Source organism: Hydrogenophaga atypica (assembly GCF_042665215.1).
In the GTDB taxonomy this organism is placed as follows: domain Bacteria; phylum Pseudomonadota; class Gammaproteobacteria; order Burkholderiales; family Burkholderiaceae_C; genus Hydrogenophaga; species Hydrogenophaga defluvii_A.
The window spans coordinates 261,366-284,736 of sequence record NZ_JBHTCA010000004.1 but is presented as its reverse complement, the minus strand read 5'-3'; the positions used below and the strand labels follow the sequence as shown (position 1 = coordinate 284,736).

Sequence of the window (23,371 nt, the reverse complement as noted above, 5' to 3'; positions counted from 1 at the left end):
ACCTATATTGACCAATGCTAACAGGTAGATATACACTGATGCAACCCCGCTACCAACTGCCTCCATGTCCATCCGTCCCACCATCTCTCTAGACGCCCTGATGCGCCCCCGCTCCGTGGCCATCATCGGTGCCTCCACCCAAGCCCAGAAAGTGGGCGGCATGCCGGTGCGCCTGCTGCGCGAGTACGGATTCGAGGGGCGCATCCTGCCGGTGCACCCCGAAGCCAACGAGATCCAAGGCTTGCCGGCCGTGCCCAGCTTGCGCCATGCCGACGCGCCGGTGGACATGGCCATCGTCTGTGTGCCCCGCGCTTCCGTGCAGCAAGCGATTGCCGATTGCGTGGACACCGGTGTTAAAGCGGCGGTGGTGTTCACCGGCGGCTTTGCCGAAGCCGGTGACAGCGGCCTGGCCGATCAGCAGGCCATGGTGGCACTGGCAAACGGTGCCGGCATGACGCTGCTGGGCCCCAACTGCCTGGGCGCCATCAACCTCAAGCAGCGCATGTTTGCGACCTTCACCCCCGCTGCACTGGCGGGTGCGCCGCCGGCCGGGTCCATCGGCATGGTCAGCCAAAGTGGCGCGTTTGGTGCCTACGCCTACACACTGGCGCGGCAACAAGGCCTGGGCCTGTCGCACTGGATCACCACCGGCAACGAAGCCGGCGTTCAAGTTGCAGACGCCATCGACTGGATGGTGCGCGACCCGGACACCCGGGTCATACTGGCCTATCTGGAGGGCTGCAAAGATGGCCCCGCTCTGGTCGGGGCCCTGCGCGCTGCTCTGGAGGCCGGCAAGCCGGTGGTGGTGACCAAGGTCGGGCGCACCGCAGCGGGCGCACGGGCGGCCCTGTCGCACACGGCCAGCATGGCGGGTGAAGACACGGTGTTTGACGCCGTGTTCGAGGAATGTGGCGCCATCCGCGCTCACACCATCGAAGAATTTTTCCGCTACGGCCAACTGTTTGCCCAGGCGCCCATTCCCCGCAACAACGCGGTGGCCATCGTCACTGGCTCGGGCGGCGTGGGCACGCTGATGGCCGACCGCGCCGAAGACCTGGGCCTCGAACTGCCACCGTTCACCGAAGCCGAATCGGCACAGGTGACGACCGAGGCCTCGCTGGCCACCACCATCAACCCGATCGATGTGACCGGTCAGGTCATGAGCAACCTCAAGGTGTTTGAAGTGGCTTGCGACATCGCGGCCACCAACGGGCGCTACGGCGGGCTGGCCTTGTTCACCGCCGCCGGTGCCCTGGCGCCCCACTTCTGGGCCATGCTGGAGCAATGCGCCCGTCGCGCCGGGCAACAGGCGGGCGTGACCACCACCGTGGCCGGCATCATGAGCGCCGCACAGCGCAAAATCCTGGCCGAGATGGGCTGCCTGGTCTATGAAGAGCCCACTCACGCGATAGAAGCCCTGGCCATGTTGCGCTGCTATGCCACCGCCCGCGAGCAACGGCCAGCCTGGCCACAAGCAGACCTCAAGGCAAAGACGCAGCCAACACTGCAAGGCCAACCATCTGGCTCGCTGAGCGAGGCGGCCGCCATGCAGTTGCTGCAAGACCTTGGTATTCCAACCGTGCCGCAGGGCGTGGCCCACAGCGCGGAGGCCGCGGTGGCAATCGCCGAGCAATTGGGCGGGCCGGTTGCTGTCAAGGTGCTGTCTGCCGACATCGCCCACAAGAGCGATGTGGGGGGTGTGCGGCTCAATGTGCAGGGAGCCGACGCCGTCCGTGCCGCCTTCAACGACATCACCGCGAGCGTGGCTGTACGGGCACCCCAGGCGCGCGTTCAGGGCGTGGTGGTGGCCCGCATGGTCAAACCGGTGCTGGAGTGTGTGGTGGCCAGCCGGGTGGACCCGGTATTCGGGCCTGTATTGACCTTTGGCCTGGGCGGCACCGACGTGGAATGGCACCAGCGCATCGTGCTGGCCACCGCACCGGTGCCCCCCGAGCGCGTGCGCGCCTTGCTGGAGCGGCTGGACCTGACACGCCGTCTGGACGGCTGGCGCGGCGGCCCCCGGGTGACACCTGAAGCCCTGGTGGCTTGCATCTGCGCCATCGGCCAACTGGCCGCAAGCGCAGGCCCCGCGCTGCAAAGTCTGGAAATCAACCCCCTGATGGTCAACGAAGACGGTGTCTTTGCGGCCGATGCCTTGATACAACTTGAAGGAGACCCTGCATGAAACCCACCGCCCCCACCGCCCCCATCTGGCAGCGCCGCCAATTCGTCTGCGCCACCCTGGCGTCCGCAGTCGCACCGCAGGCCTTTGCGCAGAGCGATTGGCCGAATCGGCCAGTCAAACTCATTGTTCCCTCGGCGGCGGCCGGGCCCACCGACGCCTTCGCCCGCCTGTACGCTGATCAACTGAGTAAGACCTTCAATCAGCCCTTTGTGGTCGATAACCGCGCCGGCGCCAACGGCATGATCGGCAACGACCAGGCGGCCAAGGCCACACCTGACGGCTACACCATCCTGTTCAGCTATGCAGCGGCGATTGCGGTCAACCCATCGTTGCAAGCCAAAATGCCCTACGACACCTTCAAGGACCTGCAACCGGTCACGCAGGTGGGCGGATCGGGCACGCTGCTGGCCGTGGCACCCGACTTCCCGGCGAAGAATTTCAGTGACTTTGTCGCACATATCAAGGCGAACCCGGACAAGTACAACTACGGTTCCTGGGGCGTCGGCTCGGGCGGGCATTTGTCGATGGAGTTCATCAAACACGCCGCTGGTTTGAAGATGAACCATGTGCCCTACAAATCCATCCCACAGATCATTACCGACCTGCTGGGCGGTGTGCTGCAGGTGGGCTTTGTCGACCCCTTCACCTCGCTGCCCCACATCCGCGCCGGCAAGCTGCGCCCCATCGTGATTTCAGGCACCAAACGCGGCCCGCAATTGCCCGATGTGCCGACCTTGACGGACGTAGGTCACCGGTTCGAGGCCGACGCCTGGTTTGGGGTGTTTGTACCGGCCCAAACGCCCACCGCCATCGTCCAGCGCCTGAACCAGGAAATCAACCGCATCTCCCAACTGCCCGAGGCGCGGGCCCGTTTCACCGCGCTGAACATGCCGGATTCGCCGATCAAAACTGTCGAGCAGTTCACACAGACCATTCGCGGCGACGTTGATACCTGGTCACAAATCATCCGAGTCAATAACATCAAAGCCGAATGACGGCCAGCCTCCACCCTGAACTGCCGTACTGGCAAGCCCTGGCCACCCACGCGATGGTGTGGGCGTGGCCGCTGTACGAGATGCAGCGCATGCGCAGTGGCACATCACCACGGCGCACGCAGACCGATGGCTTTGCAGGCGACAGCCCACAGAGCAACTGGCGCTGGTGCAACGTCTTCAGCCACACACGCGAACGCCTCAAACCCGGCGGCAGCCGTGTGGTGATGCCCAACAACGACACCCTCTACAGCAACGCCTGGCTGGACTTGAGCGAAGGCCCGCTGGTGCTGGAAACACCGCCAAGCCTGGGGCGTTACCACGTGCTGGGTCTGCTGGATTACTACACCAACCCCTTCGCCCACATCGGCACACGCACCAGCGGCGATGGCCCGGTGCAGGTGCTAGTCACACCCCCTGGCTGGCGCGGCGAAGTGCCGGCGCCGTTTCGCGCCGCAGGCCGCCACATCCTGGCACCCACGCCCTGGGTGTGGCTGATCGGCCGGGTCATGGTGGAGAGTGATGCCGATCTGCCCGGCGCAGGGGCCTTGCAAGACGGACTGGGTCTGCGCAGCCTGACCGACTGGCAGGCCGGACGCTCTGGACGGGCCCGCCGTTTCGACGCTCGCCATGATTTCAAGCGCCCATTTGACTGGCAACATTTTCGCGCCCTCGTCAACGAGGCACTCGCCATGTGCCCACCACCAGCCCACGAAGCACCGCTGTTGCAGGCGTGGAAAGGGTTGGGACTGGGCGCCGGGCAACCCGACGATGTGTCCCAACTGCGTGCGGTGGTGAGGCAGGCGTGGGACATGGCGTCTGCCCATGTGCTGTCGCTGATGGAGATGCCCGCCGACCGACTCGGCCGGGACGAACCCCTGCGAGGCTGGATGCCCAGCCTGATGCCCCGGGCACCCGCTTTTGGTGGCGATGTGCTGCGCCGAGCGCACATCGCCCACCAGGCGATTGGCGCGCTCGAACCTGCCGAAGCCATTTACCCCCGCTGCGACACCGACAGCACCGGCCAGCCGCTTCATGGCGGCTACCGCTACCGCCTGAGCTTCCCGGCGGGGGAACTGCCACCGGTGGATGCGTTCTGGTCCATCACGCTCTACGATGCAGCCGACAAGATGCTTGTGGACAACCCGATCGACCGCTACGCCATCGGCGACCGCACACCCGGCCTGCGCCGGGACGCCGACGGCGGCCTCACCCTCTGGATTCAGCACGCCCCGCCCAGCGCCGAGCACGAGCGTTGCAACTGGCTGCCAGCGCCCGACGGTGGCTTCGTGCTCTGCCTGCGCGCTTACCTGCCACGCCCCGAACTACTGGAGGGCAGTTATGTGGTGCCGGCGCCCGAAAGGCAATAAGGGCTCAACCAGACGACAGACGGCGGACGGCCAGCTGTTCAGCCGCCTGCAGCGCTACCGGGCGTGTTTGGCTGCCGTGGCGCGGTTGTGCGTGGCGTACACAAACGGCAGCGCGAGCAGCGACCATTGCAACATGCAGGCTGTGCGGTAGACGTGGTCGGTCTCCACAAACATCGGGGCCGGATCGGCACCAGAGCGCACACCGTTCACGTCATGGCTCCGGTCGCACCGGGTGTTTGGCTCATTGAGGCGTGCGCCCGCACCGGGGCAGAATCAGGCCGTGCTTTTTGCCTGGGCCAGCGAGCCGGCGCCAAACACGAGGCCCATCACGGTTCCTGCCACCACGTCGAGTGCCACGTGTTGAAGGGTTGCCATGGTTGACCAAATGATGGCGGTGCACAGAACCAGCGACATCCATTGAAGGGCGGCCGGCGTCCTCAACTCTTTGAATATGCGCTGGAGCCAGCACAAGCTGAACACCGCGGATGCGACATGCAAGGAGGGACATGCGTTGCCGGCGCCGTCCACGCCTTTGATCAGGGCCAGGCCCGGATAGAGGCTCCAGTCGATGTTGACGGTGGGTGTGCGGGTGGGAAACCACCAGAAAATAGCCAATGACAACAGGCACATGCTGCCCATGCCCAATCCAAACCAGACCAAAGCGCGCTTGTTGCCCATCACCGCTGGTGCCAAGAAGACATACAGCCACAGTGAGAGGTAGACCGGAAATGCCGACGGGACAAATCCTATCCATTGGTCCAGCCAGATTTCTGGCATCACTGTTGCCGGGCGGTCGAGGTTGGCAAGTATCCAGAAGTAGGCCCAAAAAAACAGCAGCGTGATGGTGGTGCTGCCGAACGATTTAAGGGGCCAATCGATGGCAAAACGCCTGCCCATTCGAGCCAGCCAACCCGAGGTGTCGGGCGTGTTCGTTTCTGAGTTCGCGGCCCATGGGGAAAACGGCAGTTCGCGTGCGCGTGGTATCTCGCGCTGTGGGTCGGTCATGATGGCAAAAAGTGCGGCAACGGGCGATGTAACCCCACATTGTGACGGTTGTACAATCAATTTTGAGGAGAGGTCAGCCCGTTTGCGGTGCGCGCCAGGCTCGCGCTTTGAGCAATTCATCTGCTGGCAGGGCTTTGTAGGCGGGGGCGGCGTCGGCGCAATGCCCATCAAAAAAAATTCATCTCATGCAACCGACCGAACTGATTCGCCAATTTTTATTCGAGCGCCTGGGCGCGACACCTGATCAAGTTGTGAACGAGGCCTTGCTGGCCGATCTGGGTGTGGATTCACTTTTGCTCGCCGAGCTGATGTTTGAGGCAGAGGACCAGCTGGGTCTTTCGATCAAATCTGATGTGGCCGTTCCGAAGTCGGTGGGCGATATTGTCGAATTGATTGAGCGCCTGCTGGCGGTCAAAACCGCTGACGCTGCGCAGTGATGGATCGACGCCGTGTGGCCATCACCGGTCTGGGGGTGGTGAGTCCGTATGGGGGCGGCGTGGACGCGTTCTTCGAGCATTTGCTTGAAGGTCGTTCGGCGGTCCGTCTCGTGTTGACCGAAGACAAAACGCGACCTTTGGCCATGCCTTTTGTGGCCTGCCAAGGTTTTGATGCGGTGGCTGCGCTGGGCAAACCCCTGGCCATGATGATGGAGCGTTTTGCCCATCTTGGCGTGTCGGCCGCATTCGATGCCTGGCACGACGCCGGTCTGGAGCGGGTGCCTACCGACCCCGATGTCCGCAATGACTGGGCCTGTATTTGGGGCACCGCGTTGGGGGGCGTTCTGGCCTTTGAAAAAGGTTACCGCGACATGTGGCAAAACGGGCGTGATCGCCTCTCGCCCTTGTCGGTGGTGCTGGGCATGAACAACGCTGTCAACGCCCACCTGTCCATCCAGCTGGGGCTGGGTGGCATCAGCATGAGCCACACCGTTGCGTGTGCCTCGTCGACAGTGGCCATTGGGGAGGCGTTTCGCCGCGTGCGCTCGGGCGAGGCCACGGTGGCCATCACGGGTGGGTCGGACGCGACGCAGGCTTATGGTGTCGGCAAAGCCTGGGAGGCCATGCGGCTGATCGCGCCGGGCGACGTCGAGACCGCACCCATGGCTTGCCGGCCGTTTGCTGCCGACCGCGCCGGGTTGGTGCTGGGCGAGGGCGCTGCCGCGATGGTGCTGGAGGACTGGGACCATGCCGTGGCCCGCGGCGCCCGCATCCATGCCGAAGTGGTGGGCTATGGTGCGAGCTGTGACCGCAGCCACCTGGTTCGCCCCCAGGCCGAAGGCCAGGCGCGTGCTTTGCGTGCCGCGCTGTCAGACGGTGGTTTGAACGGCAGCGATGTGGGATACGTCAACGCACACGGCACCGCCACGGTGGAGGGCGATCCGGTTGAAGTTCAGGCACTCAAAACCGTGCTGGGCGCACACGCGCCTTCGGTGGCCGTGAGCGCCACCAAATCCATGCACGGCCACCTCATGGGCGCTGCCGGGGCCATGGAGGCCTTGGCCACTGTCTTGGCGTTGCGCCAACAGGCGATTCCGCCCACCGCCCATTTGTGTGGTCGCCTGGACCCCGCTTGCGAGGGTGTGGATCACGTGTTTGAAGGTCGGCGCCGGGTGCCGTTCGCGGTGGCCTTGTCCAACTCTTTTGCCTTTGGTGGCAGCAACGCCGTGTTGGCGTTTCGTGCGACTTCCTAAATCCAACTCTCTGCGAGCCGAGCCATGTCTCTAGTGTCCACCCAGTCCATCGATGATCTCTTGATCGAGGTCGCTGCGTTGATCATCGAAGCCCTCAATCTGGAGGTGTCGCCACAAGACATCAACCCAGACGATCCGCTGTATGGCGATGGTTTGGGTTTGGACTCCATCGACATGCTGGAAATTTCGCTGGTCATCTCCAAGCACTACGGTTTTCAGTTGCGCTCAGACAATGAGCACAACGATCAAATTTACGCATCGCTGCGGACGCTCACCGCCCACATTGCCAGCCAGCGAACCAAATGAGACCGGTGATGTTGGGGCGCCGCTGGACCGTCAGCGGTCAACAGGTGTGGGCATGACGACCTGCCCGTTGATCAGTGGCCGCGCCATGGACGATGTCATCGCGTGGCGTCCCGGCGGGCCCGTGCGGGTGCGCGCGTTCTTGAGCCACGCTCAGGCCGTCGCCGCCCTGTTGCCCCAGGGTTCAGGGGTGCTCAACCTGTGCGAAGACCGTTACCACTTTGCCGTGTTGTTTGTGGCCTGCCTGTTGACCGGCAAGACCAGCTTGCAGCCGGCGTCGCACGCGGTCGAAACGCTTCAACGCTTGGCGCACGACCACCCCGGCACGTTTGCGGTGGTTGACAGTGCGTTGGATGTGGCCGGTGTGACCTGCATCGATTTCCCCGACCTGAACACCTTGCCCTTGAGCGACGTGACCGTGATGCCCGAGATCGAGGCGGATCGGGTGGTCGCGATTCTGTTCACATCCGGTTCCACGGGCGTGCCCCAACCCCACGCCAAAACCTGGGGGCGGCTGGTGCAAAACGGCCAGGCCGAAGCCGCTGGCTTGCTTCTGGGCGACCACCCACCTGTGCTGGTGGCCACCGTGCCCGCACAGCACAGCTACGGTTTCGAGTCCAGCTTTTTGCTCGCCCTCCATGGCGGCTGCAGTTTCTGGAGTGGCAAGCCCTTTTACCCCCAAGACGTGGCGGACGCGTTGCACGCCGTACCGCGCCCGCGCATGTTGGTCACCACGCCCTACCACCTCTCCGCATTGCTTGCGTCCGATCTGGACTGGCCGGCGTTGGACATCTGCCTGTCCGCCACCGCGCCGCTGGGTGCCGACCTCGCTGTTCGCGTCGAGCAACGGGGTGGGGCGCCGGTGCACGAAATTTACGGGTCCACCGAATCGGGGCAGTTGGCATGCCGGCGCACAAGCGACGGCCCGCAGTGGCAATTGTTGCCAGGTGTGGTACTGGAACAGGACAACGACACCACCTACGCCCGCGATGGCCACGTGGAAGGCCGCGTGCCCCTGTCGGACATCATCGAACTCCAGCATGCAGGCGCGTTTTTGTTGCATGGCCGGCACGCCGACCTCGTCAACATCGCGGGCAAACGCAGTTCATTGGCGTACTTGAACCACCAACTGTGCGCCATCGACGGTGTGTTGGATGGGGCTTTTTTTCTGCCCGATGACAGCCATGACGAGGTGGGTGCCATCTCCCGTCTGACCGCTTTTGTGGTGGCACCTGGCATGTCGGCCGAGACCTTGCAGCGGGCCTTGCGCGAACGCATCGACAGCCTGTTCCTGCCACGTCCGCTGGTGTTTGTGGATGCGCTGGCGCGCAACAGCACCGGCAAACTGTTGCGAACCACGCTGCAGGCCCTGTACCGGGAGCGGGTGGCCCATGGCCATGCTTGAGCAGGTCTGGCGCGTGCCACTCGACCACCCCGCCTTGGCCGGGCACTTCCCGGGGCACCCAATTGTGCCCGGTGTGGTGGTGCTCGACCAGGTGCTGTGCCTGGCGCAATCCCATGTCGGTGGCGCCGTCAGCACATGGCAGGTGGGCCAAGTCAAGTTCGTCAGCCCGAGCGGTCCCGGCGACGAGCTCTCGTTTGTGCTAGAGGCTGGCGCGCGTGGTGGGCTTTCGTTTGTGGTTCGTTGTGCCGAACGCGACGTTGCGGTGGGCAGCCTGACACCTGGATCGCCGTGACCACCCACAACCCCCAGACCCAAGGGCCACAACCCGAGTGGTTGCGGCGCCAGGAGCGCAGCAACCTCGCCATCTTGCGTCTGATGGTGTGGATATCGCTGTCCTTCGGACGCCGAATGGGGCGTGTGGTGCTGCACGGCATCGCGGTCTATTTTGTGTTGTTTGCGCCGGCCGCGCGCCGTGCGAGCCGCGCGTATCTGCACAAGGTCCTGGGGCGCTGGGCGACGTGGCGCGACGGCTACCGCCATGTGTTCAGTTTTGCCAGCACCATCCACGACCGCATCTACCTGCTGAACGACCGTTTTGACCTCTTTGATGTGGAGGTGGTGGGTGACAAGGCGGTGTTGGAGCAGCTTCAGCGCCAGCCCGGTGCCTTGCTCATGGGGGCACACCTGGGCAGTTTTGAGGTGCTGCGTGCCATGGGGCGGGGCAAAAAAGGCTTGCGTGTGGCCATGCTGATGTACGAACAGAACGCGCGCAAGCTCAACGCCACGCTCGCGGCCATCAACCCCAAGGCCATGCAAGACATCATTTCGCTCGGGCATCTGGAGTCGATGCTGGAGGTGCGCGACAAGCTGGACCAAGGTTTCCTGGTGGGCATGCTGGCCGACCGCTCGTTGAACGATGACCCCGCGTTGTCGGTGGAATTCCTGGGCGAGCCGGCCGCGTTTCCACTCGGGCCGTGGCGCATGGCCGCACTGCTCAAGCGCCCGGTGTTCCTGATGGCCGGCCTCTACCTGGGTGGCAACCGCTACCAACTGCACTTTGAGCCCTTGGCCGATTTCTCGCACGTCAAACGCGGTGACCGCGACGCGGCGATTCACAACGCGGTGCAGGCCTACGCGGACAGCCTGGCGCGGTTGTGCCAACTGGCGCCCTACAACTGGTTCAACTTTTTCGATTTTTGGCAAAAAAAATGATGAAACGTTTTGGTCTGGTGGCCTTGTTGTGGCTGGGGTTCGCCGGTGCGGCCCAGGCCGCCTACGACATCGAACAGTTGATGAGCGACCTGGCCAGCCACAAGGGCGGGCGGGCGCGTTTTGTCGAGAAGCGCCACATGGCGGTGCTGGACAAGCCGGTGTTGTCCAGTGGTGAGATGGTGTACAGCCCGCCCGACCGCTTGGAAAAGCGCACGCTGTTGCCCAAACCCGAGACCATGGTGCTCGACAAGGACACCCTCAGCATGGAGCGAGACAAGCGCAAGCTCTCCATCAACCTGCAAAGCCGCCCGGAGGCTTTGGCTTTTGTGGACAGCATCCGCAGCACCTTGTCGGGCAACCGCCACGTGCTGGAACAGAACTACCGGCTGAGCCTGCAAGGCGAGTCTGGTCAATGGGTGTTGACCTTGGTCCCGATCGAGCCGGCCATCGCGGCGCTGCTCCAGCGCATCACGGTCAGTGGCGCCCAACGCCAGGTGCGCCACATCGAATACCTGCAGGTGGACGGCGACCGGTCGGAGATCAGCATCGACCCCATCGAGACCCCATGAGCCCGGCCCGTTCGCCCCAAGGGTTTTTCACCGCAGTGCACCCAATGGGGATGGTCCAGTGAGGTCGATAGCGGTCAGGGTGTTTTTGATTTGGCTGGCGCTGATGCTGGCTGGGGTGGCTGTGGTGTGGAACAGCCGCTTTTCGGCGGACATGTCGTTTTTTCTGCCGTCTGAGCCCTCGGTGGAGCAACAGGCATTGGTGGAGCAGATGCGTGACGGTGCGGTGTCGCGCCTGTTGATGCTGTCGATTGAAGGCGGTGACGCGCCACAACGTGCCGCCGTCTCGCGCGGGTTGCGCACCCAACTGGCCAGCAGTGGCGCTTTTGTCTCGGTGCAGAACGGTGAGGCTGGCGGGCTCGAGGGCGAGCGCGACGTGCTGCTGCGCTACCGCTACCAGCTCAGCCCGGCGGTCTCACCCGAGCGTTTCACCGAAGAGGGCCTGCGCACCGCCGTTGCCGACACCATTGACCTGCTCTCTTCGCCGGCAGGCGTGTTGCTCAAGCCCTACCTCGCGAACGACCCCACGGGTGAGGTGCTCGCCGTGCTGGGTCAACTTGACTCGGCCGCGCAGCCGCAGATGCGGGCGGGCGTTTGGGCTTCGCGCAACGGCGAGCGTGCCATGCTGCTGCTGCAGACGCGCGCCCCCGGCTCCGACACCGATGGTCAGGCCGCCGCCATCGACACGGTGCGCCTGGCCTTCGCCCAAACGCTGCAGGCCACCGGGCATTCGGATCTGAAATTGAACCTGTCAGGACCAGGCCAGTTCGCTGTGCAATCGCGCGCGACCATCAAGGCCGAGGTTGCCCGCCTGTCCCTCATCAGCTCCGTCGCCATCTGGCTGGTGCTGTTTGCGGTCTACCGTTCCTTCCGCTTGCTGCTGTTGGGTTTGATTCCCGTGCTGAGCGGCACGCTTGCCGGCATCGTCACGGTGAGCCTGGTGCATGGCACGGTGTTTGGCATCACCGTGGGTTTCGGGTCGGCTTTGATTGGCGAGGCGGTGGACTACGCCATTTACTACTTTGTGCAGGCAGGGCACCAGGGGGTCCACCAATGGCGCCGGGTGTTCTGGCCGACCATCCGGCTGGGCGTTTTGACCACGGCCATCGGTTTCGGTGCCTTGTTGTTCTCGGGTTTCCCGGGCCTTGCGCAGCTGGGCCTGTACGCCTTGTCGGGTGTGGTCACGGCGGCGCTGGTGACCCGTTTTGTGCTGCCCGCACTGACCAGCGCGGGCGTCAACGTGCCGCAGTCGGGGCTGTGGGTGAAACAGGGCTTGTTGCTGTTGAACCAGGCCCACCGCCTGCGCTGGCTGGCGGTGGTGTTGACGGTGGCGGTGGGCGCCTACCTGTGGCAGGTGCGCGATGGTTTGTGGGACGGCAACCTGTCGGCCTTGTCCACCGTGAGCGCGGCCGAAGCCTCGGCCGATTCGCGCATGCGAACCGACCTCGCCGCGCCCGACGCGCGTTACCTCGTGACCGTGGCGGCGCCCGATCAGGAGGGCGCTTTGCAGGCCGCCGAACGTGCTGGCCAGCGGCTGGACCGGCTGGTGGAGGCCGGCGTGATCGGTGGCTACGACAGCCCCGCACGTTTTCTGCCCAGCGAACAATTGCAGCGCCAGCGACTGGCCAGCGTGCCCGAGCCCGCCGAATTGCAGGCCCGGCTTGACCGGGCGCTGGTCGACTCACCCCTGTCTTCGCGCAAGCTCGGGCCTTTCCTGGCCGACGTGACGGCGGCCCGCAGCCAGGGTGTGGTGCGCCGCGCCGACCTGGAGGGCAGTGCGCTGGCCCTGGCGGTGGACTCGATGTTGACCCGCAACCAGCACGGTGGATGGACCGCGATGCTGCCGCTGCGGCCGACGGCGGACGCGCCCGAATCCAGCCTGCCCACCGACCAGATTCGTGCCACGCTGGCAGGCAGCGGGGCCGTGTTTGTGGATCTCAAGACCGAGTTCGAATCGCTCTACAGCGGCTACATGAGTGAAGCGGTGCAACTGTCGCTGGCCGGGGTGGTGGCCATTGCGGTGCTGCTCGGTTTCACCATGCGCTCGGCCCTGCGTTTGTCGCGGGTCTTGTTCACCCTGGCGCTCACGGTGGCCTGCGTGATCGCGCTGCTGCACCTCTCCGGTGCGCGGCTGCACCTGTTGCACCTCGTGGGCATGTTGCTGATCGTGGCCGTGGGCTCCAACTACGCGTTGTTCTTCGACCGCGCGGCGGCGGGCGAACCGCTGGACCAGGCGACATTGATGTCCATGTCGGTGGCCGTGCTCACCACCGTGATCGGATTTGGCACCTTGGCCAGTTCCAGCGTGCCCGTGCTGCAGGCCGTGGGCATCACGGTCGGCCCGGGGGCTTTGCTGGCGCTGCTGTTGTCTGCGGTGCTGGTCTATCCCAAGGGTGGCAAGTGAACGCGACGGAGCGACATGAATGTGGCGCCACCAGCGTGCTGATCATGCTGCCGGGCGCCTTGATGACGCCGCAGCACATGCGCGCTGCCGGGCTGTTTGTCGAGGTGGCGCAGCGCGCGTTGGCGCTGGACCTCATCGCGCCCGATCTGCACGCCGAGGGGGCCGACAACCGGGTCGCGCTGCAACGCTTGGAGCAGGACTGGCTGGCACCGGCCCGCGAGCGCTACCAGCGTGTCTGGCTGGGGGGCATATCGCGTGGTGGCCAACTGGCTTTGTCGTTCCTGGCAGGGCGGCACGGCACGATGCATGGCCTGTGCCTGCTTGCGCCCTACGCGGGTGGGCGCATCACCACCAACGCCATCCGCCGCGCGGGCGGGCTCCATGCCTGGCAGCCCCCTGCCGACCAGCAATCCGACCCCGATGTGCGCCTGTGGACGTGGCTCAAAACGCCGCTGCCTGCGGTGCCGGTGTTCATGGGCTACGGCGAACAGGACCGTTTTGCCGACGGCATGCAGATGTTGGCCACCCAACTGCCAACGGCCACCCACGTCACCGTGTCTGGGGGCCACGATTGGGCGGCGTGGCTGCCGCTGTGGCAGGGTTTCCTTGACCAGCGTCACTTTCCTGTTTTGACATGAGCCGCGCCTGGACGATCTCACCCGCGCTCAAAGCCTCGGCCGCCCTCCATGTGGGGGCCGTGTTGGGCACCGCTGCCGTGCCGGCGGTTTGGCCCTGGGCGCTGGGCGCGCTGGCGCTCAACCACGCGGTCATCACCGGCGCCGGGCTTCTGCCGCGAACACACCTGCTGGGGCCCAACCTCACGCGCCTGCCGCCCGCTTCGCAGGCACGGCACGAACTGGCATTGACGATCGACGACGGTCCCGATCCGCAGGTCACGCCGCGTGTGCTGGATCTGCTGGATGCCGCAGGTGCCAAAGCGACTTTTTTTTGTATTGGCTGGCGGGCACGGGCGCAGCCCGCCTTGTGCCGCGAGATCGTCGCGCGGGGCCACCGGGTCGAAAACCATGGTGACGCGCATTCCAACCTGTTCTCGCTGTTTGGCCCAGGCCGCATGCGGGCCGACATCTCAGCCGCGCAGGCCAGCCTGAGCGACATCACCGGCCAGGCGCCGCTGTTTTTTCGCCCGACGGCTGGCCTGCGCAACCCGTTCCTGGAGCCGGTGCTGGCCAGCCTGGACCTGCAGCTTGCCGCCTGGACGCGCCGGCCCTACGACACCCGCGATGGCCGTCCGCAGCAGGTCTTGCAGCGGCTGACGCATGGGCTGGGCCCGGGCGACATTCTGCTGATGCACGATGGCCACGCCGCACTCACGCCCGAGGGGCAAGCCGTCATCCTCGCCACCTTGCCGGCGCTGTTGGCCTGCATCAAAGCCCAGGGACTCCACACCGTGACATTGCAACAGTCATTGACATGACCGATTCCTTTTTTAGAACCCTGCTCGACGACGCGACCCAGCCGTTCAAAGTGGCCGGGCCATTTGCTTACCACTATGCGCGTGGCAAGCTCGGCTCCGACCCGATTTTCCGGGAGGTGCTGCGTTTGGGTTTGTTGCCCGCCACAGGTCGTTTGCTGGACCTGGGTTGTGGGCAGGGCAGCCTGTTTGGCTGGCTGTTGGCCGCTCAGCGCATGCACGTGCGTGGCCAGTGGCCCGCCGACTGGGCCCCCGCGCCTCATTTTCAAAGCATGCGTGGCATCGAGCTCATGCAGAACGACGTGGACCGCGCGGCCCGCTGCTTTGGCGCCAACCACCCGGTGGTCCGGGTCGAACGTGGCGACATGAACCAAGCCGACTTTGGGCAGGTGGATGTGGTCACGGTGCTCGACGCACTGCACTACTTTCCCCATGAACAGCAGGCGCAGGTGTTGCAGCGCATACGCGCGGCCCTGCCGCCCGGTGGCCTGTTTCTCACCCGCATTGGCGACGCCAGTGCGGGCCTGCCTTTCCACATTTCCAACTGGGTGGACCACCTGGTCACCTTCGCTCGGGGGCACCGCCTGCCGCGCCTCTACTGCCGCAGCCTGGCCGAGTGGACAACGCTGCTCACGGGGCTGGGCTTTGTGGTCGAGTCCGAGCCCATGAGCCACGGCAAACCCTTTGCCAACGTGATGCTGGCGTGCCGTGTGCCCGCCTGATCCTCAACCCATGGCCTTGTTGCCCCGCTTGTTGTGAACCCTGTCCAGCTCTCTGCCTACACGCTGACCACCGCCCTCGGGCGTGGCCTGCAGGCGCACCGTGAGGCCTTGCGCGCCGAGCGTTCCGCGCTGACCGCTTGCGCCTTCGAATCGGTCGCGCTCAACACCTGGGTCGGTGAGGTGCCCGGTGTGGATGCCCAACGTTTGCCCGACGCGCTGGCACGCTACGACTGCCGCAACAACCGCCTCACCTTGATGGGGCTGGAGACCGATGGTTTTGCCGATCGCGTGCGCGAGGCGGCCGCGCGCTACGGCGCCGACCGCGTGGGCGTGTTCCTGGGCACCAGCACCGCCGGCATCCTTCAGACCGAGTTGGCCTACCGCCGGCGCGACCCGCAAAGTGGCGCGCTGCCCGACGACTTTCACTACCGCAGCACCCACAACGCGTTCTCGCTCGCCGAGTTCACGCGCGACCACTTTGGGTTGGAAGGCATGGCGATGGCGATCTCCACCGCCTGCTCGTCCAGCGCCAAGGTGTTTGCCGCAGCGGCACGCCAGCTCGCATTGGGCACCATCGATGCGGCCGTTGTTGGTGGTGTCGATTCGCTGTGCCTGACCACGCTCTACGGTTTTGCCTCGCTGCAACTCACCTCGACACAACCTTGCCGGCCCTACGACGCGCAACGCGACGGCATCTCCATCGGCGAGGGCGCGGCCTTTGCCCTGCTGGAGCGCAACGAGGCCCCAGCGGCCGGTGCGGTGCTGCTGCTGGGCGTGGGCGAGTCCAGCGACGCGTACCACATGTCGGCGCCCCACCCGCAGGGCCTGGGCGCACGCCTGGCCATGGAGGCCGCGCTGCGCTCGGCGGGCCTGCAAGCACAAGATATGGGCTACATCAACCTGCACGGCACCGCCACGCCCGCCAACGATTCGGCCGAAGGCCAGGCCGTGAGCGCGCTGTTCGGCGACACCGTGCCGGCCAACTCCACCAAGGGCTACATGGGCCACACCTTGGGCGCTGCCGGCGCCATCGAAGCCATCATCTGCGCGCTGGCGCTGACCGACGGGCGCCTGCCCGGCAGCCCCGGTACCGGCGCGCTCGACCCGTCCATCCCGATCCGCTACCAGCGCCACGGTGCCGATGCGCCGCTGCGCCACGCACTGAGCAATTCGTTCGGATTTGGTGGCAGCAATTGCAGCCTCGTGTTGGGGGTGGCGCAATGAACCCCACACCCTTGCATGCCTGGATCAACGGCGTTGGTCTGATCGCACCCGGGCTGCCAGACTGGCCTACCGCAGCGGCGGTGCTGCGCGACGAGGTGGCTTATGTGCCGGCCCCGAGCGTGCTGCCCGCGCCCATGTTGTTGCCCCCGGCCGAACGCCGCCGCGCCAGCCGCGTGATACGGCTCAGTCTGGGGGTGGGCCTGGAGGCGGTGACCCATGCGGGCGCCGATGCCGCCACGCTGGCCACGGTGTTTTCGGCCTCGGGCGCCGACGGCCACAACTGCCACGCGCTGTGTGAGCAGCTCGCGGGCGACGACCGCCAGATATCGCCCACACGTTTTCACAACTCGGTGCACAACGCCGCCGCCGGCTACTGGGGCATTGCCACGCGCAGCATGGCGCCTTGCCAGGTGTTGGGCGCGTTCGATGCCAGCTTCGGCGCCGGCCTGCTGGACGCCCTGGCCCAGGTGGCCCTGGGCGGCGAACCGGTGTTGCTGGTGGCCTACGACAGCGAATACCCCGAACCGCTGCACGCCAAACGCGACACGCCCGACTGCGGCGGTGTGGCCTTGTTGTTGAGCGCGCAACGCAGCGAGCGTTCGCTGGCGTCTGTCGCGGTGACGGCTGGCCGCGCGCCGGCCGACGTGTTGGCGGTGCCGGCCCTGGAGCGGTTGCGCCGGAACATCCCGGCCATGCGCGCCTTGCCACTGTTGCATCACCTGGCGCATGGCATGGCGGGCGCCGTGGTGCTGGACTACCTGGCGCCCATGCAGCTTCAACTGGAGCTTCAACCGTGCTGAACCACGCGTGGATTGCCGCGCACATTCCCCACCAGGGCAACATGTGTCTGTTGGAGAACGTGCTCGAATGGAGCGAGCATCGCATCGTTTGTGATGCCATCAGCCACACGGACCCGGCCAACCCCTTGCGTGCGGCCGGGCGGCTGGGCGCTGCGGTCGGTGTGGAGTACGCGGCGCAGGCGATGGCGGCGCACGGCGCTTTGCTGGCGCCGTCCGACGCGGCGCCCACCCGAGGTTTTCTGACCAGTGTGCGTGGCCTGAGCCTGCACGTGAACCGCCTGGACGATCTGGCCGGGCCGCTGCGTGTGAGCGCGGAGCGCTTGTCAGGGGACACCCGCCTCAGCCTTTACCAATTCCACATCCACCACGGCGAGCGCTGCCTGCTTGAAGGCCGCGCCTCGGTGGTGCTCGACGCACAATCCCTATGACTGCTTCATCCACTCGCCGACGCGCTTTGGTCACCGGCGGCAGTGGCGGCATTGGCGCCGCCATTTGCCAGCGCCTGGCCGCCGACGGCCACCATGTCATCGTGCACGCCAACCGGGGCCTGGCAAAAGCGCAGGCCATCGCCTCGCAGATCGTGGCCGAAGGCGGCAGCGCCGAGGCCGTGGCCTTCGACATCACCGACCGTGCCGCCACCGCCGCTGCGCTGGAGGCCCTCACCGAAGCCGGCGCGATCCAGATCCTCGTCAACAACGCCGGCATCCACGACGACGCAGTGTTTCCGGGCATGAGCGGCGAGCAGTGGGACCGGGTGCTCGACGTGTCGCTCAATGGCTTTTTCAACGTGACCCAGCCGTTGACCATGCCCATGATGCGCACGCGCTGGGGCCGCATCGTCAGCATCTCGTCGGTGGCGGCCGTGGCGGGCAACCGGGGGCAGGTGAACTATTCCGCCGCCAAGGGCGCGCTGCACGCGGCGAGCAAATCGCTGGCGCTGGAGCTGGCGAGCCGGGGCGTGACCGTCAATGCCGTTGCGCCGGGGCTCATCGCCACCAGCATGATCGAGGGCAGCTTCGATGCGGATATGGTCAAGCGCCTGGTGCCCATGCAACGTGTGGGCCAGCCGCAAGAGGTTGCGAACCTGGTCGCCTTTTTGGCCTCAGACCAGGCAGGCTACATTTCCGGACAGGTCATTTCTATCAATGGGGCGATGATCTGAACGCGCCCCGCAGGCCCGTTGTGGGCCGGAAAGCGAAACACATGCGGCACCTCCGACACCTAGCCTGCCTCTTGGCCACCTGCCTCACATGGGCGGCTGCAGGCCCGAGCCACGCGCAAGACAATGAAAGCGGCGCGCTTCAGGCCTGCCTGGCGGCCTGGGGTGAACATCCCTTCGGCCCCAACCCCAGCTACAGGACGCTGGCCACCTCGGTCAAGGTGTTTGGCATTGGCCCGGGCACGGCGGACCGCGAGGTCACGGCCGGCCCGAGCCTTGTCATGGTCAACCCAGGCGTCAACGTCATGGGCGGCTCCGCCATCGAGTTGCTCAACCCCCAGGGTTGGTACTGCCTGCGTGCGGCGGTCAATGTCATGGGCGGCATGGACATCAAGCTGCATTGCAGCGCCCGCTTGGCGTCGTCCAGCAACGGCGCCTCGGTCATGAGCGGGGAGAACACCGCCAAGGGTGTGTCGGTGATGGGCGCGATCAAAGTCGAGCGGGTGGGCTGCAGCAACTCGTAGACGTTGGCGCAGGATCAGGTGCGTTGATTGGCCCAACCGGCCAACGCGCGCGCACGCCGCATCAGCGGCTCCACCATGGGCACGGTCAGCATGGTGCTGGCCACGGCCATCAGCAGCAGGGCGGTGAAGGTTTCGTTGGTGATCACCTGCTTGTCGAGCAGGATGTTGGCGAAGATGATCATGATCAGGGCCTTGGTTTGCAGCAGCCAGCCAATGATGGAGGCCTCTCCTGCGGGCCAGCGCAACACGCGCGCCGCCAAGCGCACACCAACGAGTTTGCCGGCCACCGATGCGACCAGCAGCAGCGCGGCTGCCGCGAAGACCTCGGTGCCGCCCACGGCCCAGTTGGTGCGCAGGCCGGTGGAGAGGAAAAACACGGGCATCATGATCAGCAGCACGTGGTGGCGCAGTTGGTCGAGCTTGTCTTGGTTGAACCAGTGGACGTCCATGATGGCGCCTGCGAGGAATGCGCCAACCATGAAATGCAGCCCCGCCCAGTCAGAGCCCAGCCCGCACAAGGCGAGCCAGATGGGTGCCACGTACCAGCGGTCTTTTTCGTCCAGCCACGCCATGAGGCGGCGAAACGCCCAACCCAGCACCACAAACCCGACCAGGAAGGCGAGCTGTTTGCCGATGCGGCTCCAGTCCATCAGGATCAAGGCGAGCACGCCCCAGATGGCGATGTCGTCCAGACTGGCGTAGCGCAGGATGCGCTGGCCCAGGGGGTGGCGCAGGATGTCGAGCTTCTCCATCAGCAGGATGAGTATGGGCAAGGCGGTGACGGCGCAGGCCATGCCAATGCCCACGACAAATTGCCAGGGCTGCGCTTGCTGACCCACCCAGCCGTCAAAACCCAACAACACGGCGGCAGCGGCACAGCCCAGCAGCAAGGGTGCGCCCAGGGCAAAGCCCGCTGTGATGCCGCTCTCGCGGCGGTGTTGCCAAGCCTTGTTGAGGTCGAGCTCGACACCCGCAATCATCACAAACAACATGACCGCCCACCAAGCGATGCCGTTGAGGGAGTGCACCACGGTGGGTGTGAACACAAAGTCGTAGTACGCCGGAAACCAGTGACCCAGCACGCCGGGGCCGAGCACGATGCCCATGACGATCTGCACGACCACCAGGGGGGCGTAGTAGTCGGTGTTGCACAGGCGCCAGACCAACCAGGGGATGCTGAAGATGATCAGCATCGCGATGAGAAAAATTTCGGTGGTGTTCACGGGCGGCGTCCGGTGTATTCGCGAAAAACACCCAGGGTCACCGAGCAGCCCACGTCGACAAAACCGGCCCGCTTCAAGGCGTCCAGTATGGGTTGTGGCTCCAGCGCGGATTCGATGGTGTCGCCGTAGTAGGCCCACAGGCGCTGCACGTCGGCGTGGCGGCGTGTGAGGCGCGCCAACACCGGAACAATCACGGAGAGGTGAAAGTGCAGCAGACCACGCAGCACCCGGTTGCTGGGGCGGCTGATTTCCATGATGCAGACACGCCCCCCCGGGCGCAGCACACGCAGGTATTCGGCAAACGCCAGGTTCAGGTCGCTCACGTGCCGCAGCGCGTAGCCCATGGAGACAAAGTCGACCTGGGCATCAGGCAGTGGGATGGCCTCAGCATAGGCCACAAGCGTCTCGACCTTCACCTTTTTGCGCAGTTCAGACAACATGCCGGGCGAGGGGTCCAAGGCCCACACGCGGCCCTGGGGGCCGACCAGCTCGTGCCCGGCAACGGTGACGAGCCCGGTGCCAGCGGCCACGTCCAGCAAGGCCATGCCGGGTTTGAGGCCATTGCGTTGCAGCACGTCGCGGCGGTACCAGGCGCCACTGCCCATCGCGGTCAGGGCTTCGGCCTTGTCGTAGCCCGAGGCCGCTTCGTCGAACATCGCTTGTGTCATGGCGCGGCGTTCGTCTTCGGACTTGAAGTACTGCTGCATGCGCGGGTCGGACTTCAGCGCTGCGGTGGGTTCTGGGGTGGGGTTCATGTCATTCTCCGAAGGTGCGCAGTCGGCGCCAGATCAGCAGGGGAAGTCGGGCCACAAAGCCGAGGAAGAGGCGGGTGTGCATCCACGTCAGCAGGCTGTTGTCGCGCAGGTATTTGAAGTGCGAGACGCCACCTTCTTCGGCACTGAGGTAGCGCACGGGCGCGTCGATGTTGATGGGCCGCACGCCTGCCCAGCAGAGCCGGACCACCGCTTCGGGGTCGAAGTCGAAGCGCCGCATGAAACGGTTGGCGTGCATGATGCGGGACAGGGGCGCGATGGGGTAGACGCGAAAGCCGTAGAGCGAGTCGCCGATGCCCATCCACAAGGTTTCGAGGTTGGCCCAGCCGTTGGACACCTTGCGTCCGTTGACGCGAAGGGCGGGCGCTTCCGGGCCGAACACCGGTTTGCCCAGCACCATGGCCGCGGGCGATTGCAAGGACGCGGCCATGAAAGTGGGAATCAGATGGGCCGGGTGCTGGCCATCGGAGTCCATGGTCAGGGCGTGTGTGAAGCCGGCCCGGGCGGCTTGATCGATGCCTTCGAGCACGGCTGAGCCTTTGCCCCGGTTCTGTGGCAGCACAATGACCCGCAAGCCTGGGTCGTCTTGGGCTATGGCCTGCAGGCTGGCGTCGGTGCCGTCGGTGCTGCCGTCCACAACGACCCAGACCGGCGTCCATTGCGCTCGGGCTTGGCGCACGGTCTCCAGCACACCGGCGCCGGGGTTGTAGCTCGGGATCAACACCACATGGGTGGTCGATGGGGCGGGTGGGGTCTCAGTCATCGTGGATGGCCTGTGCAGGCGGGGTCAATTCCTGTCGAAAGTAGGCTTCCAACGTTTGGGTGAATAGGGCGTGGTCGGTGGGCACGTCGAACCGGCGCCCCAGGCGCGCGCGGCAACGCAGCGGCAGCATGGGCTTGCGCCACAGCGGCCAGGCTTTGCCCAGGTAGGGCGTGGAGTACTCCAGGATCACGGTTTGCACGGGCACACCCGAGCGTTGGGTGATCAGTCCCAAGGTGGGCGTCAGGGCGCCCAGGGGAAACGTGCCCGTTCGTGTGCCTTCGGGGAAGATCAGCACCTGCGCGCCGGTCGGCAGCGCCTCGCGGCTTTGTTGGACGATTTGCAACATGCCGTCGTTGCGGATGTAGCGCGCCAGCCGCGCGGCGGCGCCGAACAGCGGGTGGTGCATCAGGCTGGCCTTCATGACACATAGCACATTGGGCAAGCGGGACACGATCAGCACCACATCGAGCAGGGACGGGTGGTTGGCGGCGATGATCAGCGGGCCGTCGTGTTGCAGGTTGTCCAGTTCGGAGAGGTCGAAACGGCAGCCACACACGGCACCCAACACACGCAGGTAAACACGAAAACCCCACATGATGGCTTGGCGGCCCAGCCGCTGCCCCGTGGCGGGTGGCAACAGGGGGGTCAGCAGCATGGCAAAGGGCAACCACGCCAGGCACATGAGGGCCAGGCTCCCCAACCCAACGACCATGGCGACGTGCTCGTACACCGCCCACAGCGGCCGGCGCTGCGCAAGCTGCTCAGTCATCAACGGCGACACGGGTGGCGGACGAACCCAGGACCCACGACACCGCCACCCCAGCCGCCACATGGTGTCGGGTTCGCACCAAGGGGCTGTTCACAAAGCGTGCGCCGGTGAGGTTGTCGTAACGCAAAAATGCCCCCACCCAGTGGTTGGGGTAGCGTTTGGACACGCCAACAACGTACTGCATGCCCCCGAAACCCGCAGCGGCGGCATAGGCGGGCCGCTCGCCTGTGGCGTAGGGCGCGGTAACGCCATAAAAGTGGTTGTGTTGCCTGCGGTCGCCCCACAGAGGGCCGGCCTGCAGCCCCAGGTTCCAGCCCGCCAGGCCACCGACATGTGCGACGTCGAGGTTGAGTTTGGGGTGAAACACCCAACCCACGTGTTGGGGGCGTTGTTCCAGCGTGAAGGCGGCGCGCACGGGCAAGAGCAGCTTGAGTGTGGCGCTGCGCCGCTGTGTTTGCCACAGGGTGAGGTCGAGCTGGGGGCCCACTTCGAAGGTGGCTCGCAGATCCGGCATGCCGGCGCGTGCGCGCACGTCCCGCGTGGACGCTGGCGGCGAGAGTGCCCCCGAGAAGGTGAGTTCCACCCGGTCTGAATCGAACAACTGCGCGCGAACGCCGTCCCTGTCCACCTTGAAGAAATCGCCTCGGTAGACCAGATAAGGCACAGGCAGCAGCAGGCCTTGGCCCTGGTCTGACCCCCGGTACGCCGGAAAGTGGAGGGCGGCTGCGCCCAGCCCCACTTCCCACAGGGGCTGCTCCTGGGCGGCTTGTGCGGTGTGTCCGGCGGCGGCCATCAGCAGCACACAGCCCATGAGCGCACGGGCGCGATGCCGTGCCTGTGGTGTTGGCAT

General features: G+C 65.5%; 26 protein-coding genes. 19 read left to right on the top strand and 7 right to left on the bottom strand.

The window, feature by feature from the left end; translation table 11 throughout:
• The first annotated feature begins 64 nt into the window (after window positions 1-64).
• Genes ACFQPB_RS08110 through ACFQPB_RS08100 form a run of 3 tightly spaced genes read left to right on the top strand, consistent with a single transcriptional unit; the run spans window position 65 to window position 4,547 of the window.
• Window positions 65-2,185, top strand: coding sequence for an acetate--CoA ligase family protein (locus ACFQPB_RS08110; RefSeq protein WP_382221663.1), 2,121 nt, complete (start codon window positions 65-67; stop codon window positions 2,183-2,185).
• Window positions 2,182-3,180: a Bug family tripartite tricarboxylate transporter substrate binding protein gene (locus ACFQPB_RS08105; RefSeq protein WP_382221660.1), complete on the top strand. Its 999-nt coding sequence runs from the start codon at window positions 2,182-2,184 to the stop codon at window positions 3,178-3,180. The genes ACFQPB_RS08110 and ACFQPB_RS08105 overlap by 4 nt, the downstream gene beginning before the upstream one ends.
• The gene (locus ACFQPB_RS08100) at window positions 3,177-4,547 is read left to right on the top strand and encodes a DUF1254 domain-containing protein (RefSeq protein ID WP_382221657.1); all 1,371 of its coding nucleotides are present in this window, start codon (window positions 3,177-3,179) and stop codon (window positions 4,545-4,547) included. The genes ACFQPB_RS08105 and ACFQPB_RS08100 overlap by 4 nt, the downstream gene beginning before the upstream one ends.
• 54 nt (window positions 4,548-4,601) lie before the next feature.
• Here ACFQPB_RS08100 and ACFQPB_RS08095 read toward each other — a convergent pair whose 3' ends face one another.
• Both ACFQPB_RS08095 and ACFQPB_RS08090 read right to left on the bottom strand, forming a co-directional pair.
• Window positions 4,602-4,757: a hypothetical protein gene (locus tag ACFQPB_RS08095; protein WP_382221654.1), complete on the bottom strand. Its 156-nt coding sequence runs from the start codon at window positions 4,755-4,757 to the stop codon at window positions 4,602-4,604.
• A gap of 63 nt (window positions 4,758-4,820) precedes the next feature.
• Window positions 4,821-5,552: a phosphatase PAP2 family protein gene (locus ACFQPB_RS08090; protein WP_382221651.1), complete on the bottom strand. Its 732-nt coding sequence runs from the start codon at window positions 5,550-5,552 to the stop codon at window positions 4,821-4,823.
• 185 nt (window positions 5,553-5,737) lie between these two features.
• Here ACFQPB_RS08090 and ACFQPB_RS08085 point away from each other — a divergent pair, with 185 nt between their 5' ends.
• The 16 genes from ACFQPB_RS08085 (at window position 5,738) to ACFQPB_RS08010 (ending at window position 18,993) form a co-directional block, all read left to right on the top strand.
• Complete coding sequence (locus tag ACFQPB_RS08085; RefSeq protein WP_382221649.1) at window positions 5,738-5,989, top strand: phosphopantetheine-binding protein; 252 nt, start codon at window positions 5,738-5,740, stop codon at window positions 5,987-5,989.
• The gene (locus tag ACFQPB_RS08080) at window positions 5,989-7,242 is read left to right on the top strand and encodes a beta-ketoacyl-[acyl-carrier-protein] synthase family protein (RefSeq protein ID WP_382221646.1); all 1,254 of its coding nucleotides are present in this window, start codon (window positions 5,989-5,991) and stop codon (window positions 7,240-7,242) included. Before ACFQPB_RS08085 ends, ACFQPB_RS08080 begins: the two co-directional genes overlap by 1 nt.
• 24 nt (window positions 7,243-7,266) lie before the next feature.
• Complete coding sequence (locus ACFQPB_RS08075) at window positions 7,267-7,548, top strand: phosphopantetheine-binding protein (RefSeq protein ID WP_382199195.1); 282 nt, start codon at window positions 7,267-7,269, stop codon at window positions 7,546-7,548.
• A gap of 52 nt (window positions 7,549-7,600) precedes the next feature.
• A complete protein-coding gene (locus ACFQPB_RS08070; protein ID WP_382221643.1) occupies window positions 7,601-8,950 on the top strand; it encodes an AMP-binding protein in 1,350 nt (449 codons plus the stop codon).
• A complete protein-coding gene (locus tag ACFQPB_RS08065; RefSeq protein WP_382221640.1) occupies window positions 8,937-9,242 on the top strand; it encodes an ApeI family dehydratase in 306 nt (101 codons plus the stop codon). The genes ACFQPB_RS08070 and ACFQPB_RS08065 overlap by 14 nt, the downstream gene beginning before the upstream one ends.
• A gap of 83 nt (window positions 9,243-9,325) precedes the next feature.
• Window positions 9,326-10,162 carry an LpxL/LpxP family acyltransferase gene (locus tag ACFQPB_RS08060; RefSeq protein ID WP_382222020.1) on the top strand — a complete coding sequence of 279 codons (837 nt, stop codon included), beginning with the start codon at window positions 9,326-9,328 and terminating at the stop codon, window positions 10,160-10,162.
• Complete coding sequence (locus tag ACFQPB_RS08055) at window positions 10,162-10,731, top strand: LolA family protein (protein WP_382221638.1); 570 nt, start codon at window positions 10,162-10,164, stop codon at window positions 10,729-10,731. Before ACFQPB_RS08060 ends, ACFQPB_RS08055 begins: the two co-directional genes overlap by 1 nt.
• Before the next feature lie 79 nt (window positions 10,732-10,810).
• Window positions 10,811-13,132 carry an MMPL family transporter gene (locus tag ACFQPB_RS08050; RefSeq protein ID WP_382221635.1) on the top strand — a complete coding sequence of 774 codons (2,322 nt, stop codon included), beginning with the start codon at window positions 10,811-10,813 and terminating at the stop codon, window positions 13,130-13,132.
• A gap of 35 nt (window positions 13,133-13,167) precedes the next feature.
• Window positions 13,168-13,770, top strand: a complete 603-nt coding sequence (locus ACFQPB_RS08045; RefSeq protein ID WP_382221633.1) for a hypothetical protein — start codon at window positions 13,168-13,170, stop codon at window positions 13,768-13,770.
• Entirely contained in the window at window positions 13,767-14,567 is an 801-nt protein-coding gene (locus ACFQPB_RS08040) for a polysaccharide deacetylase family protein (RefSeq protein WP_382221630.1), read from the top strand. The genes ACFQPB_RS08045 and ACFQPB_RS08040 overlap by 4 nt, the downstream gene beginning before the upstream one ends.
• Window positions 14,564-15,286 (top strand): SAM-dependent methyltransferase, encoded by a 723-nt coding sequence (locus tag ACFQPB_RS08035; protein WP_382221627.1) that lies wholly within the window; start codon window positions 14,564-14,566, stop codon window positions 15,284-15,286. The genes ACFQPB_RS08040 and ACFQPB_RS08035 overlap by 4 nt, the downstream gene beginning before the upstream one ends.
• Before the next feature lie 33 nt (window positions 15,287-15,319).
• Window positions 15,320-16,510 (top strand): beta-ketoacyl-[acyl-carrier-protein] synthase family protein, encoded by a 1,191-nt coding sequence (locus ACFQPB_RS08030; protein WP_382221625.1) that lies wholly within the window; start codon window positions 15,320-15,322, stop codon window positions 16,508-16,510.
• Window positions 16,507-17,310, top strand: a complete 804-nt coding sequence (locus tag ACFQPB_RS08025) for a beta-ketoacyl synthase chain length factor (protein WP_382221622.1) — start codon at window positions 16,507-16,509, stop codon at window positions 17,308-17,310. The genes ACFQPB_RS08030 and ACFQPB_RS08025 overlap by 4 nt, the downstream gene beginning before the upstream one ends.
• Window positions 17,304-17,738 carry an ApeP family dehydratase gene (locus ACFQPB_RS08020; RefSeq protein ID WP_382221621.1) on the top strand — a complete coding sequence of 145 codons (435 nt, stop codon included), beginning with the start codon at window positions 17,304-17,306 and terminating at the stop codon, window positions 17,736-17,738. Before ACFQPB_RS08025 ends, ACFQPB_RS08020 begins: the two co-directional genes overlap by 7 nt.
• Window positions 17,735-18,472 carry a 3-oxoacyl-ACP reductase FabG gene (gene fabG / locus ACFQPB_RS08015; RefSeq protein ID WP_382221618.1) on the top strand — a complete coding sequence of 246 codons (738 nt, stop codon included), beginning with the start codon at window positions 17,735-17,737 and terminating at the stop codon, window positions 18,470-18,472. The genes ACFQPB_RS08020 and fabG overlap by 4 nt, the downstream gene beginning before the upstream one ends.
• Window positions 18,473-18,543: 71 nt before the next feature.
• Window positions 18,544-18,993, top strand: coding sequence for a hypothetical protein (locus ACFQPB_RS08010; protein ID WP_382221615.1), 450 nt, complete (start codon window positions 18,544-18,546; stop codon window positions 18,991-18,993).
• Window positions 18,994-19,007: 14 nt separating this feature from the next.
• On the opposite strand, the gene ACFQPB_RS08005 is transcribed toward ACFQPB_RS08010, so the two are convergent.
• From ACFQPB_RS08005 to ACFQPB_RS07985, 5 genes are read right to left on the bottom strand one after another with little or no spacing between them, the layout of a single operon-like run.
• Complete coding sequence (locus ACFQPB_RS08005) at window positions 19,008-20,216, bottom strand: cation:proton antiporter (RefSeq protein WP_382199180.1); 1,209 nt, start codon at window positions 20,214-20,216, stop codon at window positions 19,008-19,010.
• Window positions 20,213-20,971, bottom strand: a complete 759-nt coding sequence (locus ACFQPB_RS08000; RefSeq protein WP_382221612.1) for a class I SAM-dependent methyltransferase — start codon at window positions 20,969-20,971, stop codon at window positions 20,213-20,215. Before ACFQPB_RS08000 ends, ACFQPB_RS08005 begins: the two co-directional genes overlap by 4 nt.
• 1 nt (window position 20,972) lies before the next feature.
• Entirely contained in the window at window positions 20,973-21,752 is a 780-nt protein-coding gene (locus tag ACFQPB_RS07995; RefSeq protein ID WP_382221609.1) for a glycosyltransferase family 2 protein, read from the bottom strand.
• Window positions 21,745-22,521, bottom strand: a complete 777-nt coding sequence (locus ACFQPB_RS07990) for a lysophospholipid acyltransferase family protein (RefSeq protein ID WP_382221607.1) — start codon at window positions 22,519-22,521, stop codon at window positions 21,745-21,747. The genes ACFQPB_RS07995 and ACFQPB_RS07990 overlap by 8 nt, the downstream gene beginning before the upstream one ends.
• Window positions 22,514-23,371, bottom strand: a complete 858-nt coding sequence (locus tag ACFQPB_RS07985) for a MipA/OmpV family protein (RefSeq protein ID WP_382221605.1) — start codon at window positions 23,369-23,371, stop codon at window positions 22,514-22,516. The genes ACFQPB_RS07990 and ACFQPB_RS07985 overlap by 8 nt, the downstream gene beginning before the upstream one ends.

What these genes read in the sequence shown, in the direction of transcription:
- ACFQPB_RS08110 (WP_382221663.1), top strand. Translation starts at nt 65, where the DNA reads ATGTCCATCCGTCCCACCATCTCTCTAGACGCCCTGATGCGCCCCCGC.
- ACFQPB_RS08105 (WP_382221660.1), top strand. Translation starts at nt 2,182, where the DNA reads ATGAAACCCACCGCCCCCACCGCCCCCATCTGGCAGCGCCGCCAATTC.
- ACFQPB_RS08100 (WP_382221657.1), top strand. Translation starts at nt 3,177, where the DNA reads ATGACGGCCAGCCTCCACCCTGAACTGCCGTACTGGCAAGCCCTGGCC.
- ACFQPB_RS08090 (WP_382221651.1), bottom strand. Translation starts at nt 5,552, where the DNA reads ATGACCGACCCACAGCGCGAGATACCACGCGCACGCGAACTGCCGTTT.
- ACFQPB_RS08085 (WP_382221649.1), top strand. Translation starts at nt 5,738, where the DNA reads ATGCAACCGACCGAACTGATTCGCCAATTTTTATTCGAGCGCCTGGGC.
- ACFQPB_RS08080 (WP_382221646.1), top strand. Translation starts at nt 5,989, where the DNA reads ATGGATCGACGCCGTGTGGCCATCACCGGTCTGGGGGTGGTGAGTCCG.
- ACFQPB_RS08075 (WP_382199195.1), top strand. Translation starts at nt 7,267, where the DNA reads ATGTCTCTAGTGTCCACCCAGTCCATCGATGATCTCTTGATCGAGGTC.
- ACFQPB_RS08070 (WP_382221643.1), top strand. Translation starts at nt 7,601, where the DNA reads ATGACGACCTGCCCGTTGATCAGTGGCCGCGCCATGGACGATGTCATC.
- ACFQPB_RS08065 (WP_382221640.1), top strand. Translation starts at nt 8,937, where the DNA reads ATGGCCATGCTTGAGCAGGTCTGGCGCGTGCCACTCGACCACCCCGCC.
- ACFQPB_RS08060 (WP_382222020.1), top strand. Translation starts at nt 9,326, where the DNA reads ATGGTGTGGATATCGCTGTCCTTCGGACGCCGAATGGGGCGTGTGGTG.
- ACFQPB_RS08055 (WP_382221638.1), top strand. Translation starts at nt 10,162, where the DNA reads ATGAAACGTTTTGGTCTGGTGGCCTTGTTGTGGCTGGGGTTCGCCGGT.
- ACFQPB_RS08040 (WP_382221630.1), top strand. Translation starts at nt 13,767, where the DNA reads ATGAGCCGCGCCTGGACGATCTCACCCGCGCTCAAAGCCTCGGCCGCC.
- ACFQPB_RS08035 (WP_382221627.1), top strand. Translation starts at nt 14,564, where the DNA reads ATGACCGATTCCTTTTTTAGAACCCTGCTCGACGACGCGACCCAGCCG.
- ACFQPB_RS08025 (WP_382221622.1), top strand. Translation starts at nt 16,507, where the DNA reads ATGAACCCCACACCCTTGCATGCCTGGATCAACGGCGTTGGTCTGATC.
- fabG (WP_382221618.1), top strand. Translation starts at nt 17,735, where the DNA reads ATGACTGCTTCATCCACTCGCCGACGCGCTTTGGTCACCGGCGGCAGT.
- ACFQPB_RS08000 (WP_382221612.1), bottom strand. Translation starts at nt 20,971, where the DNA reads ATGAACCCCACCCCAGAACCCACCGCAGCGCTGAAGTCCGACCCGCGC.
- ACFQPB_RS07995 (WP_382221609.1), bottom strand. Translation starts at nt 21,752, where the DNA reads ATGACTGAGACCCCACCCGCCCCATCGACCACCCATGTGGTGTTGATC.
- ACFQPB_RS07990 (WP_382221607.1), bottom strand. Translation starts at nt 22,521, where the DNA reads ATGACTGAGCAGCTTGCGCAGCGCCGGCCGCTGTGGGCGGTGTACGAG.
- ACFQPB_RS07985 (WP_382221605.1), bottom strand. Translation starts at nt 23,371, where the DNA reads ATGCCAACACCACAGGCACGGCATCGCGCCCGTGCGCTCATGGGCTGT.